The 24,681-nt window shown below is 44.2% G+C and carries 19 protein-coding genes; 7 read left to right on the top strand and 12 right to left on the bottom strand.

Annotated elements, in window-relative coordinates:
* Positions 1-15: 15 nt before the first annotated feature.
* Positions 16-966, bottom strand: coding sequence for an ABC transporter permease (locus ACE3K2_RS11120; RefSeq protein ID WP_421889768.1), 951 nt, complete (start codon positions 964-966; stop codon positions 16-18).
* Positions 967-1,112: 146 nt separating this feature from the next.
* Here ACE3K2_RS11120 and ACE3K2_RS11115 point away from each other — a divergent pair, with 146 nt between their 5' ends.
* Together ACE3K2_RS11115 and ACE3K2_RS11110 are read left to right on the top strand one after the other, a co-directional pair.
* The gene (locus ACE3K2_RS11115) at positions 1,113-2,822 is read left to right on the top strand and encodes a sensor histidine kinase (protein WP_421889766.1); all 1,710 of its coding nucleotides are present in this window, start codon (positions 1,113-1,115) and stop codon (positions 2,820-2,822) included.
* 11 nt (positions 2,823-2,833) lie between these two features.
* Entirely contained in the window at positions 2,834-4,474 is a 1,641-nt protein-coding gene (locus ACE3K2_RS11110) for a response regulator transcription factor (RefSeq protein WP_421889764.1), read from the top strand.
* Between the two features lie 161 nt (positions 4,475-4,635).
* Here the strand turns inward: ACE3K2_RS11110 and ACE3K2_RS11105 are convergent, their stop codons facing one another.
* From ACE3K2_RS11105 to ACE3K2_RS11080, 6 genes are all read right to left on the bottom strand, one after another.
* Positions 4,636-6,282 carry an extracellular solute-binding protein gene (locus ACE3K2_RS11105; RefSeq protein WP_421891167.1) on the bottom strand — a complete coding sequence of 549 codons (1,647 nt, stop codon included), beginning with the start codon at positions 6,280-6,282 and terminating at the stop codon, positions 4,636-4,638.
* A gap of 228 nt (positions 6,283-6,510) precedes the next feature.
* A complete protein-coding gene (bglS, locus tag ACE3K2_RS11100) occupies positions 6,511-7,224 on the bottom strand; it encodes a beta-glucanase (RefSeq protein ID WP_421891164.1) in 714 nt (237 codons plus the stop codon).
* Positions 7,225-7,437: 213 nt separating this feature from the next.
* The gene (locus ACE3K2_RS11095) at positions 7,438-8,142 is read right to left on the bottom strand and encodes an ankyrin repeat domain-containing protein (RefSeq protein ID WP_421889762.1); all 705 of its coding nucleotides are present in this window, start codon (positions 8,140-8,142) and stop codon (positions 7,438-7,440) included.
* 10 nt (positions 8,143-8,152) lie between these two features.
* Positions 8,153-9,661, bottom strand: coding sequence for an S-layer homology domain-containing protein (locus tag ACE3K2_RS11090; protein ID WP_421889760.1), 1,509 nt, complete (start codon positions 9,659-9,661; stop codon positions 8,153-8,155).
* A 119-nt stretch (positions 9,662-9,780) separates the two neighbouring features.
* Positions 9,781-10,473: a response regulator transcription factor gene (locus ACE3K2_RS11085; RefSeq protein ID WP_421889758.1), complete on the bottom strand. Its 693-nt coding sequence runs from the start codon at positions 10,471-10,473 to the stop codon at positions 9,781-9,783.
* A 2-nt stretch (positions 10,474-10,475) separates the two neighbouring features.
* A complete protein-coding gene (locus ACE3K2_RS11080) occupies positions 10,476-11,948 on the bottom strand; it encodes an ATP-binding protein (protein ID WP_421889756.1) in 1,473 nt (490 codons plus the stop codon).
* A 275-nt stretch (positions 11,949-12,223) separates the two neighbouring features.
* On the opposite strand from ACE3K2_RS11080, the gene ACE3K2_RS11075 reads away from it, so the two are divergent.
* Together ACE3K2_RS11075 and ACE3K2_RS11070 are read left to right on the top strand one after the other, a co-directional pair.
* Positions 12,224-13,051 carry a helix-turn-helix transcriptional regulator gene (locus ACE3K2_RS11075; protein ID WP_421889754.1) on the top strand — a complete coding sequence of 276 codons (828 nt, stop codon included), beginning with the start codon at positions 12,224-12,226 and terminating at the stop codon, positions 13,049-13,051.
* A gap of 79 nt (positions 13,052-13,130) precedes the next feature.
* On the top strand, positions 13,131-13,445 hold the full coding sequence (locus tag ACE3K2_RS11070; protein ID WP_421889752.1) for a cupin domain-containing protein: 315 nt from the start codon (positions 13,131-13,133) through the stop codon (positions 13,443-13,445).
* 188 nt (positions 13,446-13,633) lie between these two features.
* Here ACE3K2_RS11070 and ACE3K2_RS11065 read toward each other — a convergent pair whose 3' ends face one another.
* Both ACE3K2_RS11065 and pdxS read right to left on the bottom strand, forming a co-directional pair.
* Positions 13,634-14,704, bottom strand: coding sequence for an ABC transporter substrate-binding protein (locus ACE3K2_RS11065; RefSeq protein WP_421889750.1), 1,071 nt, complete (start codon positions 14,702-14,704; stop codon positions 13,634-13,636).
* A gap of 216 nt (positions 14,705-14,920) precedes the next feature.
* The gene (gene pdxS, locus ACE3K2_RS11060; protein ID WP_421891161.1) at positions 14,921-15,805 is read right to left on the bottom strand and encodes a pyridoxal 5'-phosphate synthase subunit PdxS; all 885 of its coding nucleotides are present in this window, start codon (positions 15,803-15,805) and stop codon (positions 14,921-14,923) included.
* A gap of 148 nt (positions 15,806-15,953) precedes the next feature.
* Here pdxS and ACE3K2_RS11055 point away from each other — a divergent pair, with 148 nt between their 5' ends.
* From ACE3K2_RS11055 to ACE3K2_RS11045, 3 genes are all read left to right on the top strand, one after another.
* Positions 15,954-17,444 carry a PLP-dependent aminotransferase family protein gene (locus ACE3K2_RS11055; RefSeq protein WP_421889748.1) on the top strand — a complete coding sequence of 497 codons (1,491 nt, stop codon included), beginning with the start codon at positions 15,954-15,956 and terminating at the stop codon, positions 17,442-17,444.
* A 60-nt stretch (positions 17,445-17,504) separates the two neighbouring features.
* On the top strand, positions 17,505-19,532 hold the full coding sequence (locus tag ACE3K2_RS11050; protein ID WP_421889746.1) for an ATP-dependent DNA helicase: 2,028 nt from the start codon (positions 17,505-17,507) through the stop codon (positions 19,530-19,532).
* A gap of 146 nt (positions 19,533-19,678) precedes the next feature.
* Complete coding sequence (locus ACE3K2_RS11045; RefSeq protein WP_421889744.1) at positions 19,679-20,206, top strand: DinB family protein; 528 nt, start codon at positions 19,679-19,681, stop codon at positions 20,204-20,206.
* Positions 20,207-20,309: 103 nt separating this feature from the next.
* Here ACE3K2_RS11045 and ACE3K2_RS11040 read toward each other — a convergent pair whose 3' ends face one another.
* From ACE3K2_RS11040 to ACE3K2_RS11030, 3 genes are all read right to left on the bottom strand, one after another.
* Positions 20,310-22,025, bottom strand: a complete 1,716-nt coding sequence (locus ACE3K2_RS11040) for a discoidin domain-containing protein (RefSeq protein WP_421889742.1) — start codon at positions 22,023-22,025, stop codon at positions 20,310-20,312.
* A gap of 71 nt (positions 22,026-22,096) precedes the next feature.
* Positions 22,097-23,782, bottom strand: a complete 1,686-nt coding sequence (locus ACE3K2_RS11035; protein WP_421889740.1) for a hypothetical protein — start codon at positions 23,780-23,782, stop codon at positions 22,097-22,099.
* A gap of 24 nt (positions 23,783-23,806) precedes the next feature.
* Positions 23,807-24,676, bottom strand: a complete 870-nt coding sequence (locus ACE3K2_RS11030; protein WP_017688372.1) for a carbohydrate ABC transporter permease — start codon at positions 24,674-24,676, stop codon at positions 23,807-23,809.
* Between the last annotated feature and the right edge of the window lie 5 nt (positions 24,677-24,681).

The raw sequence follows: 24,681 nt of genomic DNA, 5'->3' as shown, positions 1-24,681 counted from the left end.
GCCCTTTTCTCCTCTCTAGAAAACTCGATAATTAGCCAGTTTGTAAGCCATTCTGTACGATATAACAATCAAAATGGTAGCTACCACTGATTTGAATAACCCCACTGCTGTAGCAAAACTCATCTTCCCGTTCAAGATCCCGAGTCGATATACAAAGGTGTCAATGATGTCGCCTTTGTCATACACAAGCGGATTGTACAAGTTGAACACCTGATCAAAACCGGCGTTCAGGATATTGCCGATCGAGAGTGTCATCAGGACGATAGTAATCGGCATCAGTGCCGGAATCGTAATGTGCAGCGTCTGCTTGAATCGGTTGGCCCCATCCACCTCGGCTGCCTCGTAGAGTGCAGGATTGATTCCGGATAGAGAAGCCAAAAATACGATCGTACCAAAACCAAATTCTTTCCAGACATCGCTGACAATTAACGTAATACGGAACCATGTGCCATCTCCCAGGAAGAAGATCGGTTCTCCTCCAAAGGCTACGACAAGCTGGTTCACCATACCGCCCTGAGGAGACAGGATATCGAGCAGAATCCCACCGAGAATAACCCATGATAGGAAATGCGGCAGATACACAAGCGTTTGACTCACTCTTTTGAATGCCGTCAAGCGCACTTCATTGAGCAAAATGGCAAACAGGAATGGAGCGAACAGTCCTGCGATGATTTTGAAAAATGCAATGACCAGTGTATTCCAGATCACCTGACCTACATCCGGATATAAGAATAAATATCGGAAATTGTCCCAACCAACCCATTTGGATTCAGAAAATCCCAAGTATGGCTTAAAGTCCTGAAAAGCAATTACAATGCCGCCCATCGGTATGTACTGAAACACCAGTGCCAGCAATACGGCTGGAACAAGCATCATATGCAAGGTCCAGTTCCGTTGCATATTCCAGCGCTGTTTGACCCTGGTGGAGCGCCGTTTATGCGGCGTTTCTAACGTATGTTCCTTCACTCCTGCATCCCCCATGTTCTAAAATTTATATTTTACAAGTCATCGTGAACTTGTATATTAAAATTATAGCAATGGAAATTTGCGATCTATATCCTAATATTGCAACAACGATATCAATATTTAAATGAGATTTAGGAGGTTGGACTTTGTTTACACGTATGAATGTCTTTACCAAAATTACATTGTTGTTTGTGATGCTGCTTATTCTGGTATTGTTTCTCTACACATACTCAAACCGGGAAAGTGTACGTGTCATTGAACACGAGATTCAGAACAATACGATGAATCATCTGTCGACATTTGCTGATTCAGTAGAATCCAACATTTACCAATTGTCATTATATGGGATGTCCATTGGACAAGATTCCAGCATTCAGGAATATCAACGCCCTGACTACAAGGATGTTGCCTATGAACGTGTGAAAGTTGGAAGTGCCATACTGGAAAAGATGAATCTGTACAACGCAGCAAGCAAATGGCATTCGACCATCACTCTATACTTTCCTCGGATGAAAAAAGTGATATCGACGGATTATTATGCTTACATTCCGTACAGTGATAATGAATTTAAGGAGTCCCTATCGCAGTCCTGGACCTATGCCGACAATCAGTTTATCTGGTACACGACAGACCCAACAACAGCGATGGTGCAGCCCGACAAAGCCCGATTAATTACCAAAATCAGTTTTCCAGTTCATCACTTAACTACCCTTCTCAACCAAAACAAGTTAAACAATAAGGGCGATCCATTCATGTTCCATCCCGACTATGGTTTGATCAGCAATAGCTCTGGAAAGGATACTCTGAATGCCATACTGCCCTCTCTAAAAGAAGCAAAACTGCAAGCCAGCGGTGGATTCACCACAACGTTAAACAAAACGGAATATTACGTCTCCTATATTCATTCCAAGAGCCTGGGCTGGTATTATGTTGACTATGTGCCGATGCAACAGATTTTGAAACCGATTACGAGCAGCCGAAATCTGTTTTACGCTTCAATTGCCGTTCTGATCGTAATGAGTGTCGTTGTTTTATATACACTTTATCGCAGTGTACAGCTTCCGCTTCTACAGCTGGTAAAAGGCACAAATCGCTTATCCACCGGGGATTTTTCCGTTCGGCTGCATCACCCGGCACGCAATGAATTCAGTCTGTTATTTGCACGATTCAACATCATGGCCCAGCGAATTCAAGAGTTAATCGAGAATGTATATGAGGAGAAATTAAGGAGCCGCGAAGCTACGCTCAAACAGCTTCAATCGCAGATCAATCCGCATTTTCTCTATAACTGTCTCTTCTATATCAAGAACATGGCCCGAATGAAAAATGAAAAGGCTGTGGTAGCCATGGCACTGAATCTGGGAGAGTATTACCGATACATAACCAGGTCCGAAAAGGACCAAGCCACGCTTCGAGAAGAGTTAACGATGGTCAAAAATTATTTGGAAATCCAGTCACTTCGTCTGGAACGAATGCATTTTACAATCGACGTGCCTCATGATATTTTAGATAAAACAGTTCCGAGACTTACCCTTCAGCCTATTATTGAGAACGCTATTATTCATGGACTGGAGCCCAAATCGGTGGATGGTGAGATTAGAATCTATGCAGACTGCGAGGATGATGTGTACACGATTATCGTAGAGGACAGCGGGCTTGGTATGTCTGAGAAACAGTTGGATCTTCTGAGAGATAATCTTCTTAAACCGCTGGATGAGAATATGGGATGTGGTACATGGAATGTGCATCAACGTTTGTCATTTCAGTACGGTGAAGGATCAGGACTCTTCTATGAACAATCTTCATTGGGTGGGATTAAAGTTAACATCACATGGCACGACAATACAGACAAGTAGGTGAAAGACCCATGCTGCAAATATTACTAGTGGATGATGAACGTTCGGTCGTGGAAACGCTCGCAGAGACCATTCCATGGGAAAGCTGCGGGATCGGTACAGTCCATGAAGCTTTATCCGGTGCCGTAGCACTCGAAATCATGGACAATCACGACATTGATATTGTAATTACCGATATTCGTATGCCTGAAATGTCAGGCATTGCGCTGATTACAGCGATTCATGAAAAGTGGCCTCATGTGCAGACGATTCTCTTATCAGGTCACGCGGACTTTGAGTATGCCAAACAGGCCATTGCGCAGGAAAGTTTCGATTACTTGCTGAAACCGGTTAGCGATGAAGATCTGATCGGATCCGTGCAACGTCTTGTTCATCGAATTAAAGAAAAGTGGGAAACGGCAGCGTCTCATCAACGAGCCTTACATGCCTTTCAGGATCATCTTCCATTGCTTCAATCCACGATGCTGCATGAGTTGCTGACTGGAAAAGTCTATGATCCGAAGACATTGGCAGACAAGCTTGATCTGCTTGAACTTCCTTACTCCATAGGTGAAGACCTCGGCATGCTGATTATTCGTATGGAAAAACATCTATCCGAAATGGCACACGGCGATCTGGACCTAATGGAATATGCGATATGTAATATCATTAGCGAAGTGATGCATAATCATTTTCATATCTGGCACACACGAGATGTTCATGATTACATCGTTGTTCTGGTTAGCATGAAGCATTCCACAACGATAAACTATAGCAGGAATGAGACGCCTCAGACCCTGCTTGAGCATTATGCTGCCCAGATTCAAACCAATGTTCAGTTATACTTAAAAGGTGCAATCTCCATTTCTGTATCCAGCTGGGGCAAGTTTCCTTACGAGATTGGAGAACTCTATGAGCGAACGGTCATGTCCATGCGTAAACGGATGGGTCAAGTACAAGGCTTGTTTGTCACAGCTTCCGATGAAACGGACGCCAATCCTCTACATACGATCAGGTCACTTTATCAGCCGCCAACGTTGATCAGCCTATTGGAGGCTGGGCGGTTTGAGGATGTGGAACAGAAAATCGAGCACATTTTTGAAGAACTGCTGAATTCCAATGAACATCATGATATTGCGGAGTCAACCTTTGAGGTGTATTTTGCGATTGCAGGTGCGTTTGCGTACATCATTCATAAAAATGGCAAACAAATCTCTTCTTTGATTCCAGCAGAGTCCTATCGTTATTTTCAAGCTCCCAGTTACTCTACTGCACAGCAATTACAGGACTGGTCCATACGAACACTTCATTACATAAGAGATGATGCTGAACAAGAGCTTAGAGACAATCACAGCACCATTGTACGCAGCGTCAAAAGTTTCGTAGACCTTCATCTGGCTGGAGATGTATCACTGCCTGCTATTGCTGACCATGTGCATCTGCATCCGGTATACCTGTCCAAGGTATACAAGGCGGAGACTGGTGAAGCACTTACAGCATACGTATACCGATTAAGAATGGAAAAAGCAGCCTATCATTTGCGAACATCTACCGCCAAAGTGTTTGAAATCGCAGAACTTGTCGGGTACAACAATACCGCATATTTCATTCGAGTCTTTAAGAAATTTTATGATCTCACTCCACAGGAATATCGGGAAAATCTGCCGGTTTAAGGGAGTACTCAGACCAGACTTGACGTTCAACTAAACTCACCGTCCCCCATTATTCATATTGCATAACAAAAGGCATTGCGGGAGTTGCTCTCCTGCAATGCCTTTATGCTGCTTATGTTACCGTACCGCATCGAACCATGTTTGCGGCGCTTTTCCTCGTCCTATTTTCCGCTTTTCACGGATTCATACCACTCGTTTACTTCTTTTGTGATCTGATCTCCGCCTGAAGATTTCCACTTCTCAACAAATGTGTCAAATGCATCCACGGAGGTTTTGCCATATACAATTTGGGAGAAGGTATCTTTCTCCATCTTCGTCAGAATATCATTGTTCATCTGCATTGTCATGGAAGGTGCACCGGTAAACATTTGATTGAACACGATGTCCTTTTGATCCAATACAATTTTGGCTGCATCTAGCATAGGTGCAGGTACACCTGATTTGATCTTTTTCTCGAAAGGCGTAGTCGGTTCTTCACCGCTTGCCAGCTTCGCCAGAGTTGTCATGCTCAGACTCGGAATGCGCGCTCCATCAAACGTTAAAGTGTACTTCTCGGGAGCATAACCACCCGTAAGACTTGCATCGGTTGATGGCTTCCCATCGACCATAACCCAATCGTATCCTTCCGCAAATCCATGTTCGAACTCATCGCCCTCTTTAGGATTCGCATAGTGATCAAAGAGATAGTTCTGATAGGTGAAAAAGGCTTCCGGATTCTTCATGTCTTTATTGATCAGAATAACGCCGTTTCCGTTCGAAGTACCATGTCTCCCTGCTTGACCATCCGGACCGGAAGGAATCGGATACGCCTTGTATTCAGCCTCTGGATTATTCTTCTTCACATCCTCCAGTGGCCAGGATGGCATCCAGTGAGGACCTACCACAATACCTGCTTTTCCGGCAGTAAATTCTTCGGCTGCTTTTGTCTCGTCATACACACCGGCTTCTTCCGGGATATACCCTTTGCTCATCCAGCTTTGTAACTTGGCTAAAGCCTGCTTCGCACCCGGTGTAACGGAACCGTATTCAAGTTTGCCGTCTGCCGTCAGATTCCATTGGTTCGGCATTGTACCATAAGCGCCGAATACCCATCCAGCTTCTGACATCCATGTGTTCAGCCAGTTCTTGAAGCCAATGGTCAGTCCGTAGGTATCCTGTTTCCCATTCCCATCCGGATCTTGGTTCGTAAACGTTTCCATAATGACTTCAAGATCATCTATCGTTTTAGGTGCTTCCAGATTGAATTTCTTCATCCAGTCTTCACGGATCCACATGACAGGATCACCATTATAGGCATAATCCAGAATCGGAATACCGATTTTTTTGCCATCTTGCATGTATGGATACCATACGGAAGGATCTTCGTTTACGGCTGCTTTCCATGTATCGCTTGCATATTTGTCAAACAACTCGCCCGCATCGACAAATTTTCCGGACTCAATCAATTCACGCACCAGATTGAATTCGCCGCGATACGAAATAATGTCCGGCATCTCCGCATTGGAAGCAAGGGACAGACGCAGTTTTGTCTCGAATGCATTATTGGTGGAAGGAGATATCCACTGGTTTTTCAGCTCAATACCGAGTTTCTCCTTGGCCCATTTGGTATGCACGTTGTTATCCTGATCCTCACCCGGCTTAAACTTCACATCTGGGCCCCATGGCCGTAAATACGTAATGGATACGGGTGGATCATACTTCCCATCTTTGAGCTCCAACGTTGTCGCCGGTGCGCTTGTTTCTGTTGGTTTGTCGTTTCCGCTGCTGCATCCGCTCAAGGCTGCTGATAGGGCCAATACACCGATCATGACCAAGCTGCCTACGCGTCTCTTTTTACTTGTGTCCAACTTCGTTCCCCCAGTCTATGTAATGTTGCTTACAGGTTAATCATAATGAATGAATGATATTTATGCCCATACTAATATTGCAACATTTATTGCATTAATTTAGGATATTGGATATTGAATACATATATTTAATAAATGCAACGCCTGAAGACAGCAAAAAAGCAGCCGTTAAAGGCTGCTTCAGTCTGCTTAATTACTTGTATATTTAACCCAATCGTATTCTGCATAGAGTGGATTGGCACCGTTATAAGGACCGAGCCAGCTATCTACACCCGTTCCATTCCACAGGTTCATCATGATTTTTCCAGGTGTTGACGGAATATTGCTGGTTGCCGTATGTTTCAAGACACCGTCCACATACCATTTGATATATCCTGGCTGCCAGTCGAAAGCATACGTATGGAAACCTTGAGATGCATCAAAACCAAGATTAATAACCTTCTCATGATTGCCAACGCCATTGGTATAATAATTAAACTGTACTTTGGTGGTGTCTTTGCCTAAAAATTCGATATCAATCTCATCCCATTGGGTGCCATGTGAAGGCCCTGTGTATGTGAAAAATGAGGAAACGACACCTGTGTTTTTCGCAGGTTTCATACTGACTTCATACAAGCCGTACCCATACGTATTCGTGGAACGGTACTCTCCGCAATCAAACTTGTTCTGTGCAGAGCTGGTCAAACCAAGCTTAAGCTTGCCATCACTTGTGAAATTAACATTGTTAGCCCTCCACGTACAGTTGAACATGTTCCCATTGGAATACCCATCCGCTTTTTGCCACGTGCTTGAGTTAAAATAGGTTAGAGGTTCCCAAAAAACATAACCCGCGAAAGCGCTTACCGAAAAAAACAAAGAGACGATACCTGTTACCACCAACGTATACCATGACTTTCTCTTCATCATACACCTCCATGAATGATTCCAACCTATGCAAGTTTTAATATTACTGGGTGCAGGTTAAACAAGATAAGACACCTGCACCACAATAATAGATAGCGCTTACATGGTTGGTATTTCCATTTTATCTGGAAGCATAGTAGTACTCTATAGCAAACTTTAAAGCAGAGATATTCATTTTTTAAGATTATCGTATCTCAGTATTCCAAATTATTTCTATTTCGCACCAGCCCGTACCAAAATGTCTTCAATCTCCTTAAATCCTTTATTCCTCGCATGACTGAGCGGTAATACCCCATCACGATCCGGTATATTCACGTCTGCTCCATGGTCAATGAGTAATTGTATCGTCTCCTGCTGCCGGACATTGCCATCGTTGAGAATGATCGCTTCGAGCAGTGCTGTCCATCCCAATTGATTAACATGGTCCACATTCACCGATGTTTGAGTCAGAAGTTCATGTACGACTTCTACATATCCATGCTCCGAAGCCGGAATAAGTGCCGTCCCACTATATCGATTCGTTATCGCTGGGTCCGCTCCCGCCTCAATTGTCAGCTTCAAAATATCCAGGTATCCTTCAGCGCCCGCGTACAGAAACGGGTTATTCTTCATATCGTCCTGTATATTCACATCCGCACCCGCTTGAATTAACGCTTTGGCCGATGTTAGATCATTATTGTAAGTTGCAATCATGGCAGCCGTTCGTCCATTCAGATCTTGAGCATTGATATTGGCGCCCGCTTGTATCCATTTTTGAATATTTTCGTGATCTCTATCCTCAACAGCTTTGAATAACTGTTCTTCCAATGAAGTCATATTTCTCTCCTCCACATTGGAGTTATTTCTCACTTCAGGTACACAGCCTTGCACGATGAACATGCTGCTTATGAGGATCAAGATGATCAATGACTTATTCATACTGCCTCCTTTATTCCAGTGTCAAGGTAACCGAAGATGCGATACTCCAATCCCCAACTGGGTTTATTGTATACGTCGTACCTGGAGTCAGCTTCCCATCATTAGCGATATCGAATACACCTGTCGCACCTTTTCGACTTGAATATTTATAAGTGGCCGTCAGAACATCCCCGCTAGGTGAAGTTAACGTTACACTTCGACCAGAGAACAGTTCATCTCCAGGATCCTGGGTAAGCATAACTTCAATGGAGTTTTCGTTGACTGCTTGAGCACTTGCAACCTCCAGCGCATCCAACGATTTTGCCGTAAATGAATCATCTTCAATGTTGGCCCAATCCGAAGAAACGGTATAAGTGACACCAGATTTCAGCGTTTGTCCTTCAGGCAAACGGAATTTCGGTTTTTGTTTTCCATCTGTGGATTGTGTAAACGGAACGTATCTGGCAACGATGGGCTCGCCACCTTCTGGCGTAATTACAACTTGTCTTGCCTGCATGGAAGATATGATTTGATACGTTTTGCCCCCTGCTTGCTCTTGATCATTCAGCACGAACGCATTGGCTCCTCGACCACCGCTGTAAGCCGAAATAATATAACCGTAATCCACTACACCGTTCTTTTGCAGTGCTTCAATCTCGAATGTATCATTCGTTACTTGACTAGCTGTTGTCATATTTATTTTCGTGCCACTGCCTTCAAAGGCACCAACCTCTTGGTCTTTGTAAGTCAGGCTGTACATCTCACCAGCCTCTTGTACGGACGTTGGAACGATGTAAGTCGCAATTGACCCTGTTTTCAAACGGGGCATATTGGTCAACGTCAAACCACCGGTAAACGCAAAGTCCGTTTGTGCCTTCGCAAATGCTTCATCCGTTGCTGTCAGCGGTTTGTCGAATGTGACAATTAACGTAATGGCATTCAGTGAGCGAACGCTCTCGATTTGAGCTTGCTCCGAAGGAATGGCTTGGTGTGCAGTTTGTAGCAGTACCGCTGTTTCGCCACGCTTTACTGAACCGTTCTCGGAGTAGAACTGGCTCATCCAATGGTGAACGGATTTTACATCACGCTGCATCGCTTTGGATACGACCTGTTCGAGTTCAGCATCTGTCACTTGAGCTTGCGGAGAGAATTGTCCATTTTTTGTCTGCATGATGCCGAGTTCAACAAGTTTTGACGCATAAGGTGTATACCACGCGTTTGGATTTAGGTCCGTTACTTCTACAGTTTCGCCCGTCTTGCCCTCCAAATTAAACGTTTTATAAACCAAGGATGCTAGCTCAGCACGCGTAATCGCTCTATGTTCACCCATGGATTGATCTGCATAACCGGTCATGATTCCCAAGCTATTCAGTGTCTTGACAGCAGCATCAATCTGCTGTTGACTAAGCTGTGCCGATGTTGCGGCAATGTTCGTAACGTATGTAGCTGCATGTACTTGATTCGCAGTTAGCGGGAATGCGGCCGTACCCAATGCAGTTATGGTTAGAAATGTTGCGATTTTGCGGGTTGTCGAATTCATCGTTGAATTCCTCCTCTATAGGTTGTAGTTGCCTGTATCTATAGCATAGAGGACAAAAAGAAACTCCCAAGGCTAAAGTTATTAAAAAAATATAAACGGGGTCTAAATTTTCACAAAACTTATACTGTGAATCGGTAACCCGCTCCCCAGACGGTTTCGATGTATTCCGGATTTTTGGGGTCTGTCTCCAGCTTGCCACGAAGTTTGCGAATATGGACAGTAACGGTTGCAATGTCTCCGGTGGAATCCATACCCCAGATGCGCTCAAACAGATCGGATTTGCTGAATACACGGTTGGGATGACTCGCGAGAAAGACAAGTAACTCGAATTCCTTGGTTGTAATCGCTACCTCTTCGCCATTAACGAAAACGCGGCGTGAGCCTTTGTCGATGTGAAGCCCGCGGATATGAATTTCATCCTGCTGGGCCGGCTTGTTTTTGTTAAGTAGTCTCTCGTATCGGGTTAAATGAGCTTTGGCTCGTGCAACCAATTCACTTGGGCTAAACGGTTTTGTAATAAAATCATCGACTCCCAGATTAAATGTCCGGATCTTATCGATTTCTTCCTTTTTCGCGGAAACGACAAGGATAGGCACCTCCTTCACCTCACGAATGCGTCTGCAACATTCGAATCCGTCCAGTCCGGGGAGCATCAGATCAACAATGATCAGATTGTAGTCTCCCTCCAGTGCTTGCTTCAGACCTTCATCACCGGTATGGCAGAGATCCACGGAAAATCCGTTGAGTTCAAAGTAATCCCGTTCCAGTTCAGCAATCGTTGTTTCGTCTTCAATAATCAAAATGTTTGCCATACTCAGTAGTTCCTCTCTTCATTCAGCCGTTTCAGTTTAATATATATGCTCGTGCCATCATTGGGCCGGCTTTCTGCCCAGATAAGTCCTCCGTGTCCATCAATGATTTGGCGGGCAATGGCCAGCCCGAGGCCACTTCCACCCGTTGAGGAATTGCGGGATTGTTCTGCACGATAGAAGCGTTCAAATATATAAGGTAGTGCCTCTTCAGGTATACCTCTGCCATTATCTTTAAACACCATCGTAATCCATTTCTCATCGGCTTGAAGTGTAATCTCGAATCGTTTGTGTTCATTCTCCATGTATTTGAGTGCATTATCCACCACATTAACAACGGTACGTTTCAACTTCTCCGCATCCAAAGCAGCCATAGCGGGACCAGAGACCTGGTTATTCCAATGCAAGGCAACGCCTTTATCCTCCATGTCGTATCTCAGCTCTTCAATGCTATCTTCAAGAAAATCAGCGATATCAACTGTCTCGAACAGGAAAGGCTCTTGGTTCAAGTCTAGCTTCGAATACAAAAACAGTTCATCCACCAGCTTATCCATGCTAACTGCTTTGGAGTGAATGATATTAACGTAACTCTCCATTTTCTCCGGAGTATTAGCCACCCCGTCACGAATGCCCTCAATGTATCCTTTGATATTGGTAATTGGGGTACGGAGATCATGCGAAATGTTGGAAATGAGCTCTTTGCGGTTCGCTTCGTCCTGCTGTCGTAGCGCATAGGAGCGCTGCAATTGATTCCGCATACTCTCAAATGCTTCGCTGAGTTGTCCAACTTCATCATTGGAGTTTAATTGAATCTTAAAGGATAGATTGCCATTCTTAATATGCTCGGCAGAGCTTCGTAGTTGACTGAGCGGCTTGATGAAACTACGCGTGATCCAGCGGAACAAGAGCAGATTCGCGATGATCAGGACGCCGATAAGCAGTACTGACATCACAGGTAGCAGTTTGCGAGTAAGCTCTGCGAAGGGGCTTCTCTCACGAATGACGAAGATACTTCCCCGTTCCCCATCTGAATATTGAAAATCAAACTTAGCATACGCATAAAATCGTTCACCAATATTAAATGTGCTTCGAATCTGATAATTGTTCAGATCATAGGCAGGCAATGCTTGCTTCAGTTCTGGCTGGTTGAAGGTTAACGATTCGAAGATCTGACTATTCTCCCGTCTGACGTAGAGCCCTGACTTCTCAGCTCGCAGCTTCATGTCATATTCACGCAGTAAAACCTTGTCCTGCAGATCATCCGGGTCATTTTTGGCCAGAAACTTCATCTCTTGAAAGATCGATTCTCCCTGTTCAGTCAGTGGATTGATCTGATAATGCACCTTGTAAATATCGCGAAAGCTCTGTAGATCCCCTGTGGCTGCAATCGTGTATAGGCTAGCCGTAAGCAGGATGAACAGTAAACTTATAACGAGCATGCCCGTGAAGGACAGTAGCATTTTGATTCGAATGGACATGGGTTCCCCTTCTTAAACATGCAATTGGATTAGTTAGTGCACATGTTAACACAAGATGGATTCAATTGCCCATATGTAAAAAAGGGCTTCCGCATTTGCATGTTGGTTCAGTTATCCGGCTTGGAACCGTTTAATGCTGGTTTGAACTTAGCCAAAAGCAGCATGGGTCATTTTATATGTTGACAGTGATAATGATTATCAATAGTGTTGTAGTAAGATCTGTAGCGATTTATCTCATTATGACTGGCAACCATTATTGAAACGAGGTACGAAATGTGAAAGTAGACATTAATCAATTAGCAGCGCATTTTGCACACATTCCCTTTCAAGTAGAAGGGGTATATCGATATGCTAGAAATCCAGGCGTGCCCCACGCTGACTATACGGATTCTTTCCCTGGATTTGTGTTTCCTCTTACAGGAAAAATACAATTTCAATTTGATGGGACACCCTATATCTTTTCACCAGGAAAAGTTGTACATGGTGGCGCGAATATGAAACTTGACCAAACCGTGTTTAATAAAAATGACTGGGAGTACATCTTAGTTTTATACCGAATATGTAGTTCAGACCTGGAAGAGTCAAGCTATTCTCATCAACATTTTGAATTATCAACGGGCCAATCCCCTCGTCTGATCGAATTAATTACGCGTCTTTGGCATGTGTATAACCAGCATGGGGGTATTTCAAGGTTTCAGACCGAGATGCTGTTTCGCGATGTACTGAATGAAACTCTGTTATGTGTTGACCATAGGCAACAAAATTGTGAATCAGATGTTTTATTTGAACGGGTCTCTTCCTATATTCAGGAATACTATGATCAAAGCTTTACCGTAGCATCGCTTGCAGAACAAAATAACGTTAATCGAAATCGACTTTCCTACGTATTTAGAAGACATGCAGGCATGGGGCCAGCAGAATATATATTAAAATATCGTATACATATGGCAGCACAAATGTTATTGGCAAATGGTGCGTCTGTGCAACAGATTGCTGAAACCGTGGGCATTGCCGATCCCTTTTATTTTAGTAGAGTGTTCAAGAAACAATATGGTGTCTCTCCTACGGAGTATCGTCAGAAGTTCATCAATAATCCATCCTGATTTCAACAAGCATCCATGTTATACCAAAATCTGAATCAGTATACTGAACTTAAACGAATAATACACAGGAGGTATTACGATGCACTATCAAGCTATTAAATTTAATGAGGAATTCTCGAAAATAAACGAGCTTTGGTCTCCGAAACTCATTGGAGAAATGAATAACCATCAATTTAAGATCGTAAAGATTGCTGGCGATTTTGAGTGGCATGTTCATGAGGAAACCGATAAGTTGTTTTTTGTGCTTGAAGGGGAAATGATAATTGATTTTCGTGATGGGCAAGTGAAGATTTCCAAGGGCGAGATGTATATTGTCCCCAAGGGAGTCGAGATCAAGCCCTCCGCCGAAAAGGAATGTCATATCATGTTAATGGAGCCACGAAACGAAGCTTAATAATAATATCGGCGGGACTGGGGCCGAAAAAGCATCAGTTATGACAAGCAGCCTGAACTATAAGAGAGCCGATAACCACGTAATAGGGTTATCGGCTCTTTGTCTGTAAAGCTAGCTATTGGACATGCATTAAATTAGCAACTCTCGGTTAGGTCACTTCCAAATAGCGACTTTTTAATGATACTCCTTTACAAACCTAGATCATCAGCGAGCCCTTCAACACCTGTGAAGATGGAATCTCCGTAGCCCCAGAAGTTGTTGAAATCAATAATGTAGATTTTCTTGTTTTTAACTGCATTAATGTTCTGTACCTGCTTGTTGGCAAGCAGCTTTTCAATCGTCTGTTCAGGATCAATGCCACCAGCATACCTCGAAATAATCAGGGCATCCGGATTCATCTCAATTAACTTCTCCAGACTGAGTGTGCCGGTTTCATTAATGAGCATATTATGCATATTGATTAATGACATTGCACTTTCAATAAATGTATCTCCGTTTCCGTTGTAAATTCCGATGGTTCCATCACCATTATCCGAAAAAGATGCATAATTGATCGTCTCAGCGCTAGCACGGGCCGACAAGGCATTCGCGCGAGCTTTAAGTGTCTCAATATATGCCGCTGCATTGGCTTGTACATTGAAAATCTCACCTAATTCAGTAATGTCCTGATACAGACTATCTAACGATGCATCTGGAACACTGGTGCTTTGTACATACGTTTTAATTCCCATATCATTCAAGCTGCTTACTGTACCGACGCCCCAATCCGCATCCTCAAACAATCCACCACGTCCCACAACCAGGTCAGGCGAAGCGCCAATGGTCAATTCCTTGCCTACATAGCCTTCCGCCAGCACAGGAATTTTTTTGAACTCATCAGCAATATCATCAGGCACACTGCCGAACAGCGCTGCTACACCTACAAGCTTGTCTGTCAAACCGAGGCGAATCATCAGCTCGGCTGCACCTTGGGTATTGGCAACTACTCGTTCAGGTGCCTTGTCAAACGTTTGATCCTTCTTCACCCATGTGCCGTTCTCGGTTGTATAGTTTGAAACGGTTACTGGATACGTGGTTTGAGCTGCACCTGAAGCGTCTGCGTCTGATGTCTTCTCATCTGTTGCAACCTTCTTGGTTGCTTCCTGTGAGCTATTTTTTGCCTCATCGCTTCCACCAGTACTACTGGAGCAGGCTGCAAGTACAAAAACAAGTGCAGCAATAAAACAAAATAACATTCCTTTTTTAAAGCGTGTAGACATTTGATTCTCTCCCTTTTGATTTCATAATGTTCTATTTGTGCATTATGTAAAATAGTTATTGTCAGTATACCGCAAATGTCTAATCCCGTAAATGAGAATTATAATCATTCTCAATGTTAGAAAGAATTCGTCAACAATAGCAAAAAGCCGATCAATGGATATCCATTGATCGGCTTGGATGACATTATGTTCATACTACAATTGTTCGATCTGCTCTTACCAACCGCGGTTGGACATGCGCTCTTCTGGAGCCAATTTAGAAATTTCGATGCCTTTCATAGGCGCACCCAAGTTTTTGGATACTTCGGCGATCAGTTTGTAATCCGTGTAATGTGTTGTTGCTTCAACGATGGCACGAGCGAATTTCTCAGGGCTATCGGATTTGAAAATACCTGATCCTACAAACACACCGTCTGCTCCCAGGTGCATCATAAGTGCTGCATCTGCCGGAGTAGCTACACCGCCCGCTGCAAAGTTAACGACAGGAAGTTTGCCATTTTCGTGAATTTCGCGGAGTAACTCATAAGCGACACCCAGATTTTTGGCTTCAGCATACAGCTCGTCCTTGGACATGTTTTGAACTTTGCGAATCTGGCTGTTAATTAGGCGCATATGACGAACTGCCTCTACAATGTTGCCCGTTCCAGGCTCACCTTTTGTACGAATCATCGATGCTCCCTCACCAATACGGCGAAGAGCCTCTCCCAAATCTTTGGCTCCACATACAAATGGTACAGTGAACTCATGCTTATCAATATGGAACACTTCGTCAGCAGGTGTAAGAACTTCGCTCTCATCGAGATAGTCCACACCCAGCGATTCAAGCACTTTGGCTTCTATGTAATGACCGATACGTGCTTTGGCCATAACTGGGATAGACACAACTTTCATAACTTCTTCAACAATGGTTGGATCCGCCATGCGAGCTACACCGCCGGCTGCACGAATATCAGAAGGCACCCGCTCCAGAGCCATAACTGCTGTTGCCCCTGCCGCCTCGGCAATTTTAGCTTGCTCAGCATTCATAACGTCCATGATGACGCCACCTTTTTGCATCTCAGCCATTCCTCTTTTTACACGATCTGTACCTGTTTGCATGATTGTAGTCCTCCTAATTAACTTTTTGGGTGGTTTTCAATAAAAGCATCGCTCTAATCTATGATTTAGTATAAAATGAGAATGGTCATATAAAAAGATCCAATATTTTTGGTTTTTATTGTACCACTTCAATGATAACACTGGAGGGCATATGCAATTTCATGTAGCTTACAGTTCATATTTAAACCGACAATATACCAAGATGAAGGCTCTTTATCATGCGATTCGTGATGCTATTCATGAAGGCAATCTTATACACGGCGAGAAGTTACCCTCGACTAGAGAGTTAGCTGCGACGTATCACATTTCCAGGGGAACCGTGAATCAGGTCTATGATACGTTGACTGCTCAAGGTTACATTCAATCAGAGCATGGAAGAGGAACCTTTGTTGCTTATCAGTTGGATTTAAGCAATGATGCGTCCACCGTAAAATCTTTTACCCATCACTTATCAGCCTGGGGGAATCGTATCCAGCAGTTTGAACAACAGGCAATTCAAAGAAATGCACCAGCGAATGCAGATACACATAATACCAATCTAGAGAACAATGAAGTTATCGATTTTAGCAAATACCAACCCGATTTCTCCAAGTTCCCTTACGATGAATGGAATAATCGATTGTATGCAGAGATAAGGCAGCGTGAGCATCAACTGGAAACAATCTCTGCTATTGTTAGTTCAACCGGGGATCCCAGATTGAGAGAAGCCATTGCTGCCTATCTTCGGAGGATGCGGGGCATTCAAGTTGATCCGGATCATATTGCCGTGACTGCTGGCTCCATGCAAGCCATAGCTCTACTCACTCAATTACTTGCAGATCCTGGGGATCATGTCGTAACGGAAAGTCCTTGTTATGTCGGGATTTCTAAAGCCATCTTGGCCGCGGGTGCAAAGTTGATTGAAGCCAATCTGGATGGTCAGGGCGTTGTGCCCCAAGACTGGGAAGCACGAATGTTGTTTGTCACACCCTCACGACAGTTTCCCACTGGCGAAATGCTCAGCCTTGAACGCAGACAAACCTTGTTGGACTGGGCAAATCGGCATGATGCCATGATTGTCGAGGATGATTATGATAGTGAATTCCGATATCGTGGAATGCATGTTGAACCGCTGAAAACACTCGATAAAGCAGGTCGCGTAATCTACCTGGGCAGCTTTACAAAAACATTACCTTTAGAAGTACGACTTGGGTATGTGGTTCTTCCCCCTACCTTGGCAGACACCTTTAGAAAGGCGCAGGCATTATACGAGCCAAGACCCGTCAACCTGATCGAACAACGGGCATTGGCTGCATTTATGACAAGCGGTCAATATGAGCGTCATCTGCGCAGGATGAATCGATTATACAGTCGTAAATTCCATCTGTTACTCAAACTGTTGAACAAGCAACTCTCTACATGGTTTGATTGGGTGGAGAATGAAGCGGGCCTTCATGTGTTTGGCTGGTGGCGAGGTAATGTGACCACTTATGAGGTCTTCCGGGAATCGGCAAGGTCACAAGGTGTTATATACTCAGAAGTCAGCAGTTCAACATCTGTTGGTACGAAGTATGGTATCTATTTATCTTTTGCACATTTGTCAGAAGAACAATTACAGGAAGGCGTTTCCAGATTAAAAAATGCCGTCACAACCCCATCGTGAGGTAATTCGTCTCCAAATTGTAGTACAAGAAGCTCATTATTCGGAAGAGGGGCGATCGTTATGAATTGGTTAAATGAACTTTATAAAATAAATAAGCGGGAACCGGACAAAGAAATCGAACGTTCTTTGGTTAACGCGATCTTCCGAATATATGACCGGTTCCCCCGAATCGGCCTTAGAGAGCGGATCGGACAGCAAGAAATGTCTCTTGATATCGCCGATGCTTATATCCATGGGCATAACGCCATGATTGAAGCTGGTGTCGGAATCGGTAAGTCTTTTGCATACCTGATCCCAAGTCTGCTCACGAATCAAATGTCTCAGAAACCAGTTATTATAGCTACCTCCTCCATTCAGCTCTCGGAACAGATACATAAAGATTTAAGGATCATTGGTAGTCGTTTGGGATTCTCAACGGTTCGCTCCGTTGTGGGGAAAGGTATGGGTCAGTATGCCTGCAGAAGTAGAGCAGCGGAATGGGTCAGTCCTGATTCTGATGATGCGACCTCCTCCGTGTCTACCCTTGCTCAGCGCATATTAGATTATGAAATTGATGAGAGAGCAGATATTAAAGCTGGAATTAGTGATGCCGAATGGTCCCACGTTTCCGTGAATGATTGCAAATTTGAACGTTGTCATCATAAAAATGCATGTTTGTTCTATGATATGAGAGCGAAATTGAATGCAAAAGCTCAAGAGATTGATTTTATTATCGTGAACCAGGATCTGCTCATACGAGATTTGATGAAGAAAAAAGAAGGCACCAAGAGCATCATTTCGGAACAGCCTGCTCTGATCGTCATTGATGAAGCGCATAATCTGGAAGCAAAAGTTCGGGATGCCAGAACACTTGAGTTCACTTATCGGGGCATCTGCCGCATCTTGGATACCACGGTTCAGCTGCTCACGAAGCAGTCCGGGGATAAAAGTCTCTTCTCACAATCCAAATTCATAAAAAACTGCGCTGAGCGCATCTTCAAACAGGTAAACGCGGATTTGCTCAACCATGCCAAGCAGGATAACGACCGAATTAAAGTGTCGGAGATCAAAGGAATACCGTTGAACCAAGTATCTAATAATTTGAAAGATTTCAGTCTGCGTCTTTCCATTTTGACTTCTCGCCACGAGCGGGAGATCGATGACGCTTTTGAAGCCATCAACGGGTTTATTACCCTCATCCATGTCTTGGCTGAAACAGAGGGCAACTATCTATTATGGGCAAGCAGCCCCCTTGGAGTAGCCACGATCAGCATCTGTCCCAAAGATATAAGCCAATTTCTGAAATACGCTTTATTTAATGGCAAGGTACCTGTAATCCTAACGTCGGCTACGTTGTGCCAAGGCGGGGATACGCTGGAGGAACAATATTCTTATTTGACTGACTCCCTCGGTTATAAGGGAGATTTCCTAGAGCGCCAATCCTCCCCTTTTGACTACACCAACCATGCCATGATGTACATCTCTAACAAAGTTCCCTATTATCACCATGAGCAGCGAGAAAACTATCTTGAAGCAGCTTACCAAGAGATGGTTCGACTCTGTAATCTAACTCAGGGAAGAACCATCGTCCTTTTTTCAGCAAAGGAGGACATGAAGTACATTCACCAAAAGTTGATGTCAGAGGTTAATGAATATTCATGGGCAGTCCATGTTCAAAAAGAGGGATCTTCCCAGGACAGTGTCATCGCCGAGTTCAGGAAAAGCAAAGGAGTACTCCTGGGTACCGGTGTATTCTGGGAAGGTGTGAATATCCAGGGTTCTGACCTGTCACAGGTTATTATTTTCCGTCTGCCCTTCCCTGTTCCTTCCGATCCTGTATATGAATTCAAGGCATCTGTAACGAAGAATCCATTTATGGAGGTGTTTGTACCTGACATGCTTCTTCGGTTAAGGCAAGGAACGGGACGTTTGATCCGTAGTGAAACGGACCTTGGCATACTCAGCATACTTGACTCTCGTCTCAGCGTAGAGGCAAAAAAGAGTTACCGGGAACAGGTGCTGGACACGTTGCCGTTCCAAAAAGTAACGGAGGATTTTGCGGTTTTGGAGAATTTTGTCCAAAATAAAGGGATACGACGTATGGATTAAAAGTGGAATAACGTCCCATTTAAAACTGCCTAAATTACATGGAATGGCCCTTCCGCTCATGAAGTGGAGGGCCAAATTTAATGCTGGAAGCAAAATATATGCTAGAATATAATTCATTACATTTGAATCCCAAAGGAGGCATTACCATGGTTGAAAGACCTACTACAGATGAATATGCAGCTTTTTATGAAGGTTATATCCGCCTTGTTCCCGAAGGGGACATCATCGAACGCTTAGAGCTGCAAGCCAACATCGTACCAACTTTGCTCTCTTCATTGACAGAAGAGCAAGCAAATTATCGGTACGCCGAAGGCAAATGGAGTGTGAAAGAGGTCATTGGCCACCTTTTGGATAACGAACGCATCATGAGCAGTCGATTGCTTCGCATCGCGAGAGGCGACAAAACGAATCATCCCGGTTACGATCAGGATGTGCTTATGCAGAGCCACCCTTTCAATACCTATACGCTGGCTGATTTGAGCGAAGAATATGCCGTCACACGCCGCTCAACCATTCTTATGATCCGTCGCCTCACGCCGGAAGCTTGGCTCTGTAGAGGAATTGTCAATGATAATCCTGCTTCAGCTCGATCGATTGCATATGTTATGGCTGGACATGAGCTCCACCATTTATCCGTACTACGCGATCGCTATTCAATCGCTTTGAAATTATAAAATTCATTCAAAAAGACTTTGAACCTTCATTCTCTGGAGGATCAAAGTCTTTTCTTATCAATCGTTTTATCGTCAAATTATCGTTCAAAAAGTAAAGACATCGTTAATTGATGTCCGATCCAAATACCTTCACTTCCCATAGCCTTGGGGTGTACCAGTTGTTGGGGTTGTTATGAAGTGCCGCATTTTGCATATTAATTCGTACATACCTGGCAGCAGTGCTCGATAGAGTATCCGATGTGAATCCGTAAGATGTATTATTGGTTCGATCCAATGCTACGGTCCAATTTACATTATCCGTACTGGTCTCGATTTTGTATTTGTAAAAACCTTCGGAGCCTTTTTGCATCCACCAGGAGATTTGCACATTATTCAATGCCTGAACGGAGCCGAGATCTACCTTCCACCAATGCGGCCAAGAACTGCCTGTGCCGACCCATTCAGTTTGATAGTTACCATCATTCGCATAACTTGCGGGATTCGTTCCGGTAGCCGTTTGCGCTGTTGCAGGTTTACCTTGAGACAACAGTTTCCCATTTTGAACAGGAACTAGAATATCATCGTTTGTATTGTATAAGACTTGATCAAAATAATCATAAAATGCGTAACCACCGGAGAACCAAATGGGAAGCAGTCTTTCCTCTGTTGTTCCATTTTGCGTACCTGCCCAGCCGAACATCCAGCGATACGCAACCATAACCACGTTGTTGCCCGTCTCTGGCTTCACCCGCATAACGGAACCCGACTGCGCCGAGAAGGTTGATGTGTTGCCAATCGTCCGTAATTCAGACCAATCTCCGTCTATGCTTGTTGCAGATGAATACAAAGGTATGCTCGGATACCAACCTGCCGCTTGGGAAGAGAACAGATAATAAATGCCATCCTTTTTGATCATCTTGGGCAGTTCCCGGTGTTGATTTTGATAAATAACTGAAACCTGATGATCCACATCCAGCCAATCGGCGGTTAACTTATACAGAATCGTGTCCGAATTATTATTGGCCGTAGAGATCAGGTATGCCGAATCATCGTCATCTTTGAAAATCGAGATATCTCTGGATTCGTTTCCTTCGGGTCGAAAGCTTTTGTGAAATGTAAACTCTTCTCCAGGTGTGGCCGAAGCCACAGATACCCTGGCAAGTGTGTAGTCTGTACTGTTTTCATAGTGAGCCCAAAAAACGAATTTGTTTGTAGGAATATGGTATAGGATATTAATCCCCTCAAATTTGGAATTCGCAAGATCCGGATGATCCGTGTAGGAAAGGACCACTTTGTCGTTACCGTAGGTGATATCATCTGTGGATGTCTGTTGTATCATTTCGCCAAACCCGCCTGATGGCTTTTGCACAAAGTTAAACCTGTAGTAGGTATCCCCCACTTTAAGTTCATTCGGGAGCATAAGCGTTGATTGCGTTGTATTATCAAAAGTTGTGAGGTTAGCTGGAAGACTGTAAGGGGTATATTCTGGCGAGACAGCTGAGGTTAACAAGGAAGTTCCGCCATATGCCTTCACTTGATACTTGTACGTGTTACCCATGTTGAGCTCATAAGCATCCGTCGTTATACCGGTTAAGGTCTGTAATAATGTATAAGGTGCATTGTTCTCGGATCTGTACAATTCGTATGCTGTCGCTCCCTGTACAGGTGCCCAATGGATTTTGGCATTGGATACTTCAGATTCATTTTTCAATAAAAACAGTGTTGCAGCAATCTTGGTCTCTTCACCAGCAGCGTGAACAGTTTGAGCTGAGGACGTTAAATGAACTGTTAACAGCATCAATGCAATGACAATAGCCATCCACGATTTACCTTTGATCATGTCTCATCATCTCCTTTTTTAGGAAACCAACCTCCCTGTTGCCGGAAGGCTGGTCCAGGTGAAACTTGACTTTATTTCAAATTCATCAGTGTCATTACATCCGTCTCGCTGGCTTGGTTGTACCAATCGTTAACTTCTTGGATAACGGTGTCTCCACCTTTTTCATGCCACTGTTTAACAAAGGTATCAAATGCCTCAAGCGGCTCATTGCCATATATGATTTTGGTGAAAGTTTCTTGTTCCATGGTGGTCAACTGTTCCCACACATTTTGCATCGTTGCTGTTGGTGGGCCATTAAACTCATTTGGTAATAAAACATCCCTGTTCTCATACGAAATCCGGTAACCGTCTTGGGTCGTTTGGTCCTTTGAAGCGCTTTGAATGAGGACACCCGTGTCGGCTTCAACTCCGTTTGCCAGATCGTAGTACGATTGGCCGGGACCATCAACACTCGGTGTATTTTTGGTAAATGCCATTTTCCCAACGCCTTGTATAGCCTCTAATGGCTTATTAAATTTTGTTGGATCAAAAGTGACTTCATCATTGACGATATCGTAATCGTATCCTTGAGCGTAGCCGTATTTGAAATCTCCCGTGCTGAACGCCGCATCGTACATTTTATCGTAGTATAGGAAGAAGGCTTCCATGTTCTGAAAATCCTTGTTAAACATGAACACGCCATCGTTCAACTGGGCGGACTGATAGGTCTTATCACCGTTCACGCCTTGAATGGTCGGATAAGCACTAATTTTCGCACCCTCTACATTTTTCTCCACGTCTTTCACACTGTCGTACAACCAAGGACGACCAATGATAATGCCAGCTTTCCCCTCTGTAAAATCGGACAGTGCGTCCCAAGCCCCTTGGGTGGCCAATTCTTTGTTCAAATACCCTTTGGCATACCAATCGCGTAACTTGGCAAGTGCCTCTTTGTTGCCAGCAGCCACAGATCCATAGGTGAGTTTGCCGTTATCGTTATGCCATTGCCTTGGAAGATGTTTACCCGTGTATGCGCTGAAAATCATGACCGGATCGCTGACCCAGCCCGTATTGTAGGAATCTTTACCCGAAAATGTAAAGCCATATGTGTCTTTCTTGCCGTTCCCATCCGGGTCCTCATTGGTGAACGCCGCGATGACTTCCTCAAACTCTCCAATCGTTGTTGGCGCTTTCAAATTTAATTTATCCAACCAGTCCTGGCGGATCAGCATGACTTCGCCTTCTGTCAGATTCGGCGCGATGGCCATCCCGTACACCTTGCCATCCCTAACCACTGGATTGAAGGTGGTCGGGTATTGTTTGTATATTTCTTTTAACCGGTCAGGCATGTACGTTGAGATGTCTTCCGTAATCTCCTTGACCTGCCCCGACTCGATCAGATCATTGACCAACATGGTATCATAGACGGGCAGAACATCTGGCAGTTTTTCGGAACCCGTCAAGGCCAGCCGCAGCTTGGTGTTATACTGGGAAGCATCCCCGCCCAGCAGGGTGGTTTGGATTTTGATGCCCAGGTTTTGTTCCCCCCAACGGGTCAACACATTGTCATTCAACGTCTCACCGTTGATGTACTTTCCGGCGTTTTCATCCTGTTGTTTGGCGATGGTGATCGTAAATGGCGGATCATATTTTCCATCTTTGAGCACCGATGCCGGTGCGGTCTCGGAAGCACTCTCCCCTTTGCTACAGCCAGTCACAAGAATAGCTGACAGCATAACCATACTTACCATTTTCCATAAATCGTTCTTTTTCTTCATGGAACCATCTCCCCTTTACCCTAATTATTCTTTGACGGCGCCTAGTACAATCCCCTTCACGAAATATCGTTGCAAAAATGGATAAACCAAAATGATCGGTAGCGTGCTGACAAAAATTTGCGCTGCCTTGATACTTTGCTCAGACATGGCTGCAACTTCAGATTGGCTCATCGCCATATTCTGCATATTGCTCTGCACAACAACGGTCTGTAAGAACGAAGCCAGCGGATACTTACTTGCATCCGACATGTACAAAATCCCGTCAAACCAGGAATTCCAGTGCCCCACCATAATAAACAAGGATACGGTCGCGATGCCAGGCAGAGATAATGGCAAATATATTTTGCTGAGTATTACGAAAAAGGACGCTCCATCAATAAAAGCTGCTTCTTCCAAGGCTTTTGGAATCGTTTTGAAAAAATTGACAAGAAGAATCAAATTATAAGCACCAAAGGCGCCTGGAAGCACAAGCGCCCATATGGTGTCCTTTAATCCAAGGGCTGTGATCAATATGTAAGAAGGTATCAATCCCCCTGAGAAGAGCATGGTAAAGATAAAAAACCACATGAGCACGTTGCGTCCCCGAAATTCTTTGGACAGGGCGTATCCCGCACAGGTAAGGATAAACATGCTGATGGTTGTACCCAATACGGTCCGAGTGATGGATGTCAGCATGGCACCGTTAAAATTGGAATTGTTGAACGTTTTTACATAGGCGTCCACATTGAACCCCACCGGCCAAAATGAAACCATATTACCGCTAATGGCCGCTTTGCTGCTGAGCGATTGCGCGAGCAGATGAAGCAGGGGTAGAAAACAAGCCAGACCAGCCAGTATCATGAATGCGTAATTAAAATAGGAGAATACTCTATAACCTGTCGTTTTATGGTACATGATCC

The sequence above is a fragment of the Paenibacillus sp. genome (assembly GCF_048976745.1).
Classification (GTDB): Bacteria; Bacillota; Bacilli; order Paenibacillales; family Paenibacillaceae; genus Paenibacillus.
This window is presented reverse-complemented; position numbering and strand designations above follow the sequence as displayed.

Bases quoted from the DNA above. Each gene is read 5' to 3' on its own strand.
- ACE3K2_RS11110 (WP_421889764.1), top strand. From the start codon at position 2,834: ATGCTGCAAATATTACTAGTGGATGATGAACGTTCGGTCGTGGAAACG.
- ACE3K2_RS11105 (WP_421891167.1), bottom strand. From the start codon at position 6,282: ATGATCGGTGTATTGGCCCTATCAGCAGCCTTGAGCGGATGCAGCAGC.
- bglS (WP_421891164.1), bottom strand. From the start codon at position 7,224: ATGAAGAGAAAGTCATGGTATACGTTGGTGGTAACAGGTATCGTCTCT.
- ACE3K2_RS11095 (WP_421889762.1), bottom strand. From the start codon at position 8,142: ATGAATAAGTCATTGATCATCTTGATCCTCATAAGCAGCATGTTCATC.
- ACE3K2_RS11090 (WP_421889760.1), bottom strand. From the start codon at position 9,661: ATGAATTCGACAACCCGCAAAATCGCAACATTTCTAACCATAACTGCA.
- ACE3K2_RS11085 (WP_421889758.1), bottom strand. From the start codon at position 10,473: ATGGCAAACATTTTGATTATTGAAGACGAAACAACGATTGCTGAACTG.
- ACE3K2_RS11080 (WP_421889756.1), bottom strand. From the start codon at position 11,948: ATGTCCATTCGAATCAAAATGCTACTGTCCTTCACGGGCATGCTCGTT.
- ACE3K2_RS11070 (WP_421889752.1), top strand. From the start codon at position 13,131: ATGCACTATCAAGCTATTAAATTTAATGAGGAATTCTCGAAAATAAAC.
- ACE3K2_RS11065 (WP_421889750.1), bottom strand. From the start codon at position 14,704: ATGTCTACACGCTTTAAAAAAGGAATGTTATTTTGTTTTATTGCTGCA.
- ACE3K2_RS11055 (WP_421889748.1), top strand. From the start codon at position 15,954: ATGCAATTTCATGTAGCTTACAGTTCATATTTAAACCGACAATATACC.
- ACE3K2_RS11050 (WP_421889746.1), top strand. From the start codon at position 17,505: ATGAATTGGTTAAATGAACTTTATAAAATAAATAAGCGGGAACCGGAC.
- ACE3K2_RS11045 (WP_421889744.1), top strand. From the start codon at position 19,679: ATGGTTGAAAGACCTACTACAGATGAATATGCAGCTTTTTATGAAGGT.
- ACE3K2_RS11040 (WP_421889742.1), bottom strand. From the start codon at position 22,025: ATGATCAAAGGTAAATCGTGGATGGCTATTGTCATTGCATTGATGCTG.
- ACE3K2_RS11035 (WP_421889740.1), bottom strand. From the start codon at position 23,782: ATGAAGAAAAAGAACGATTTATGGAAAATGGTAAGTATGGTTATGCTG.
- ACE3K2_RS11030 (WP_017688372.1), bottom strand. From the start codon at position 24,676: ATGTACCATAAAACGACAGGTTATAGAGTATTCTCCTATTTTAATTAC.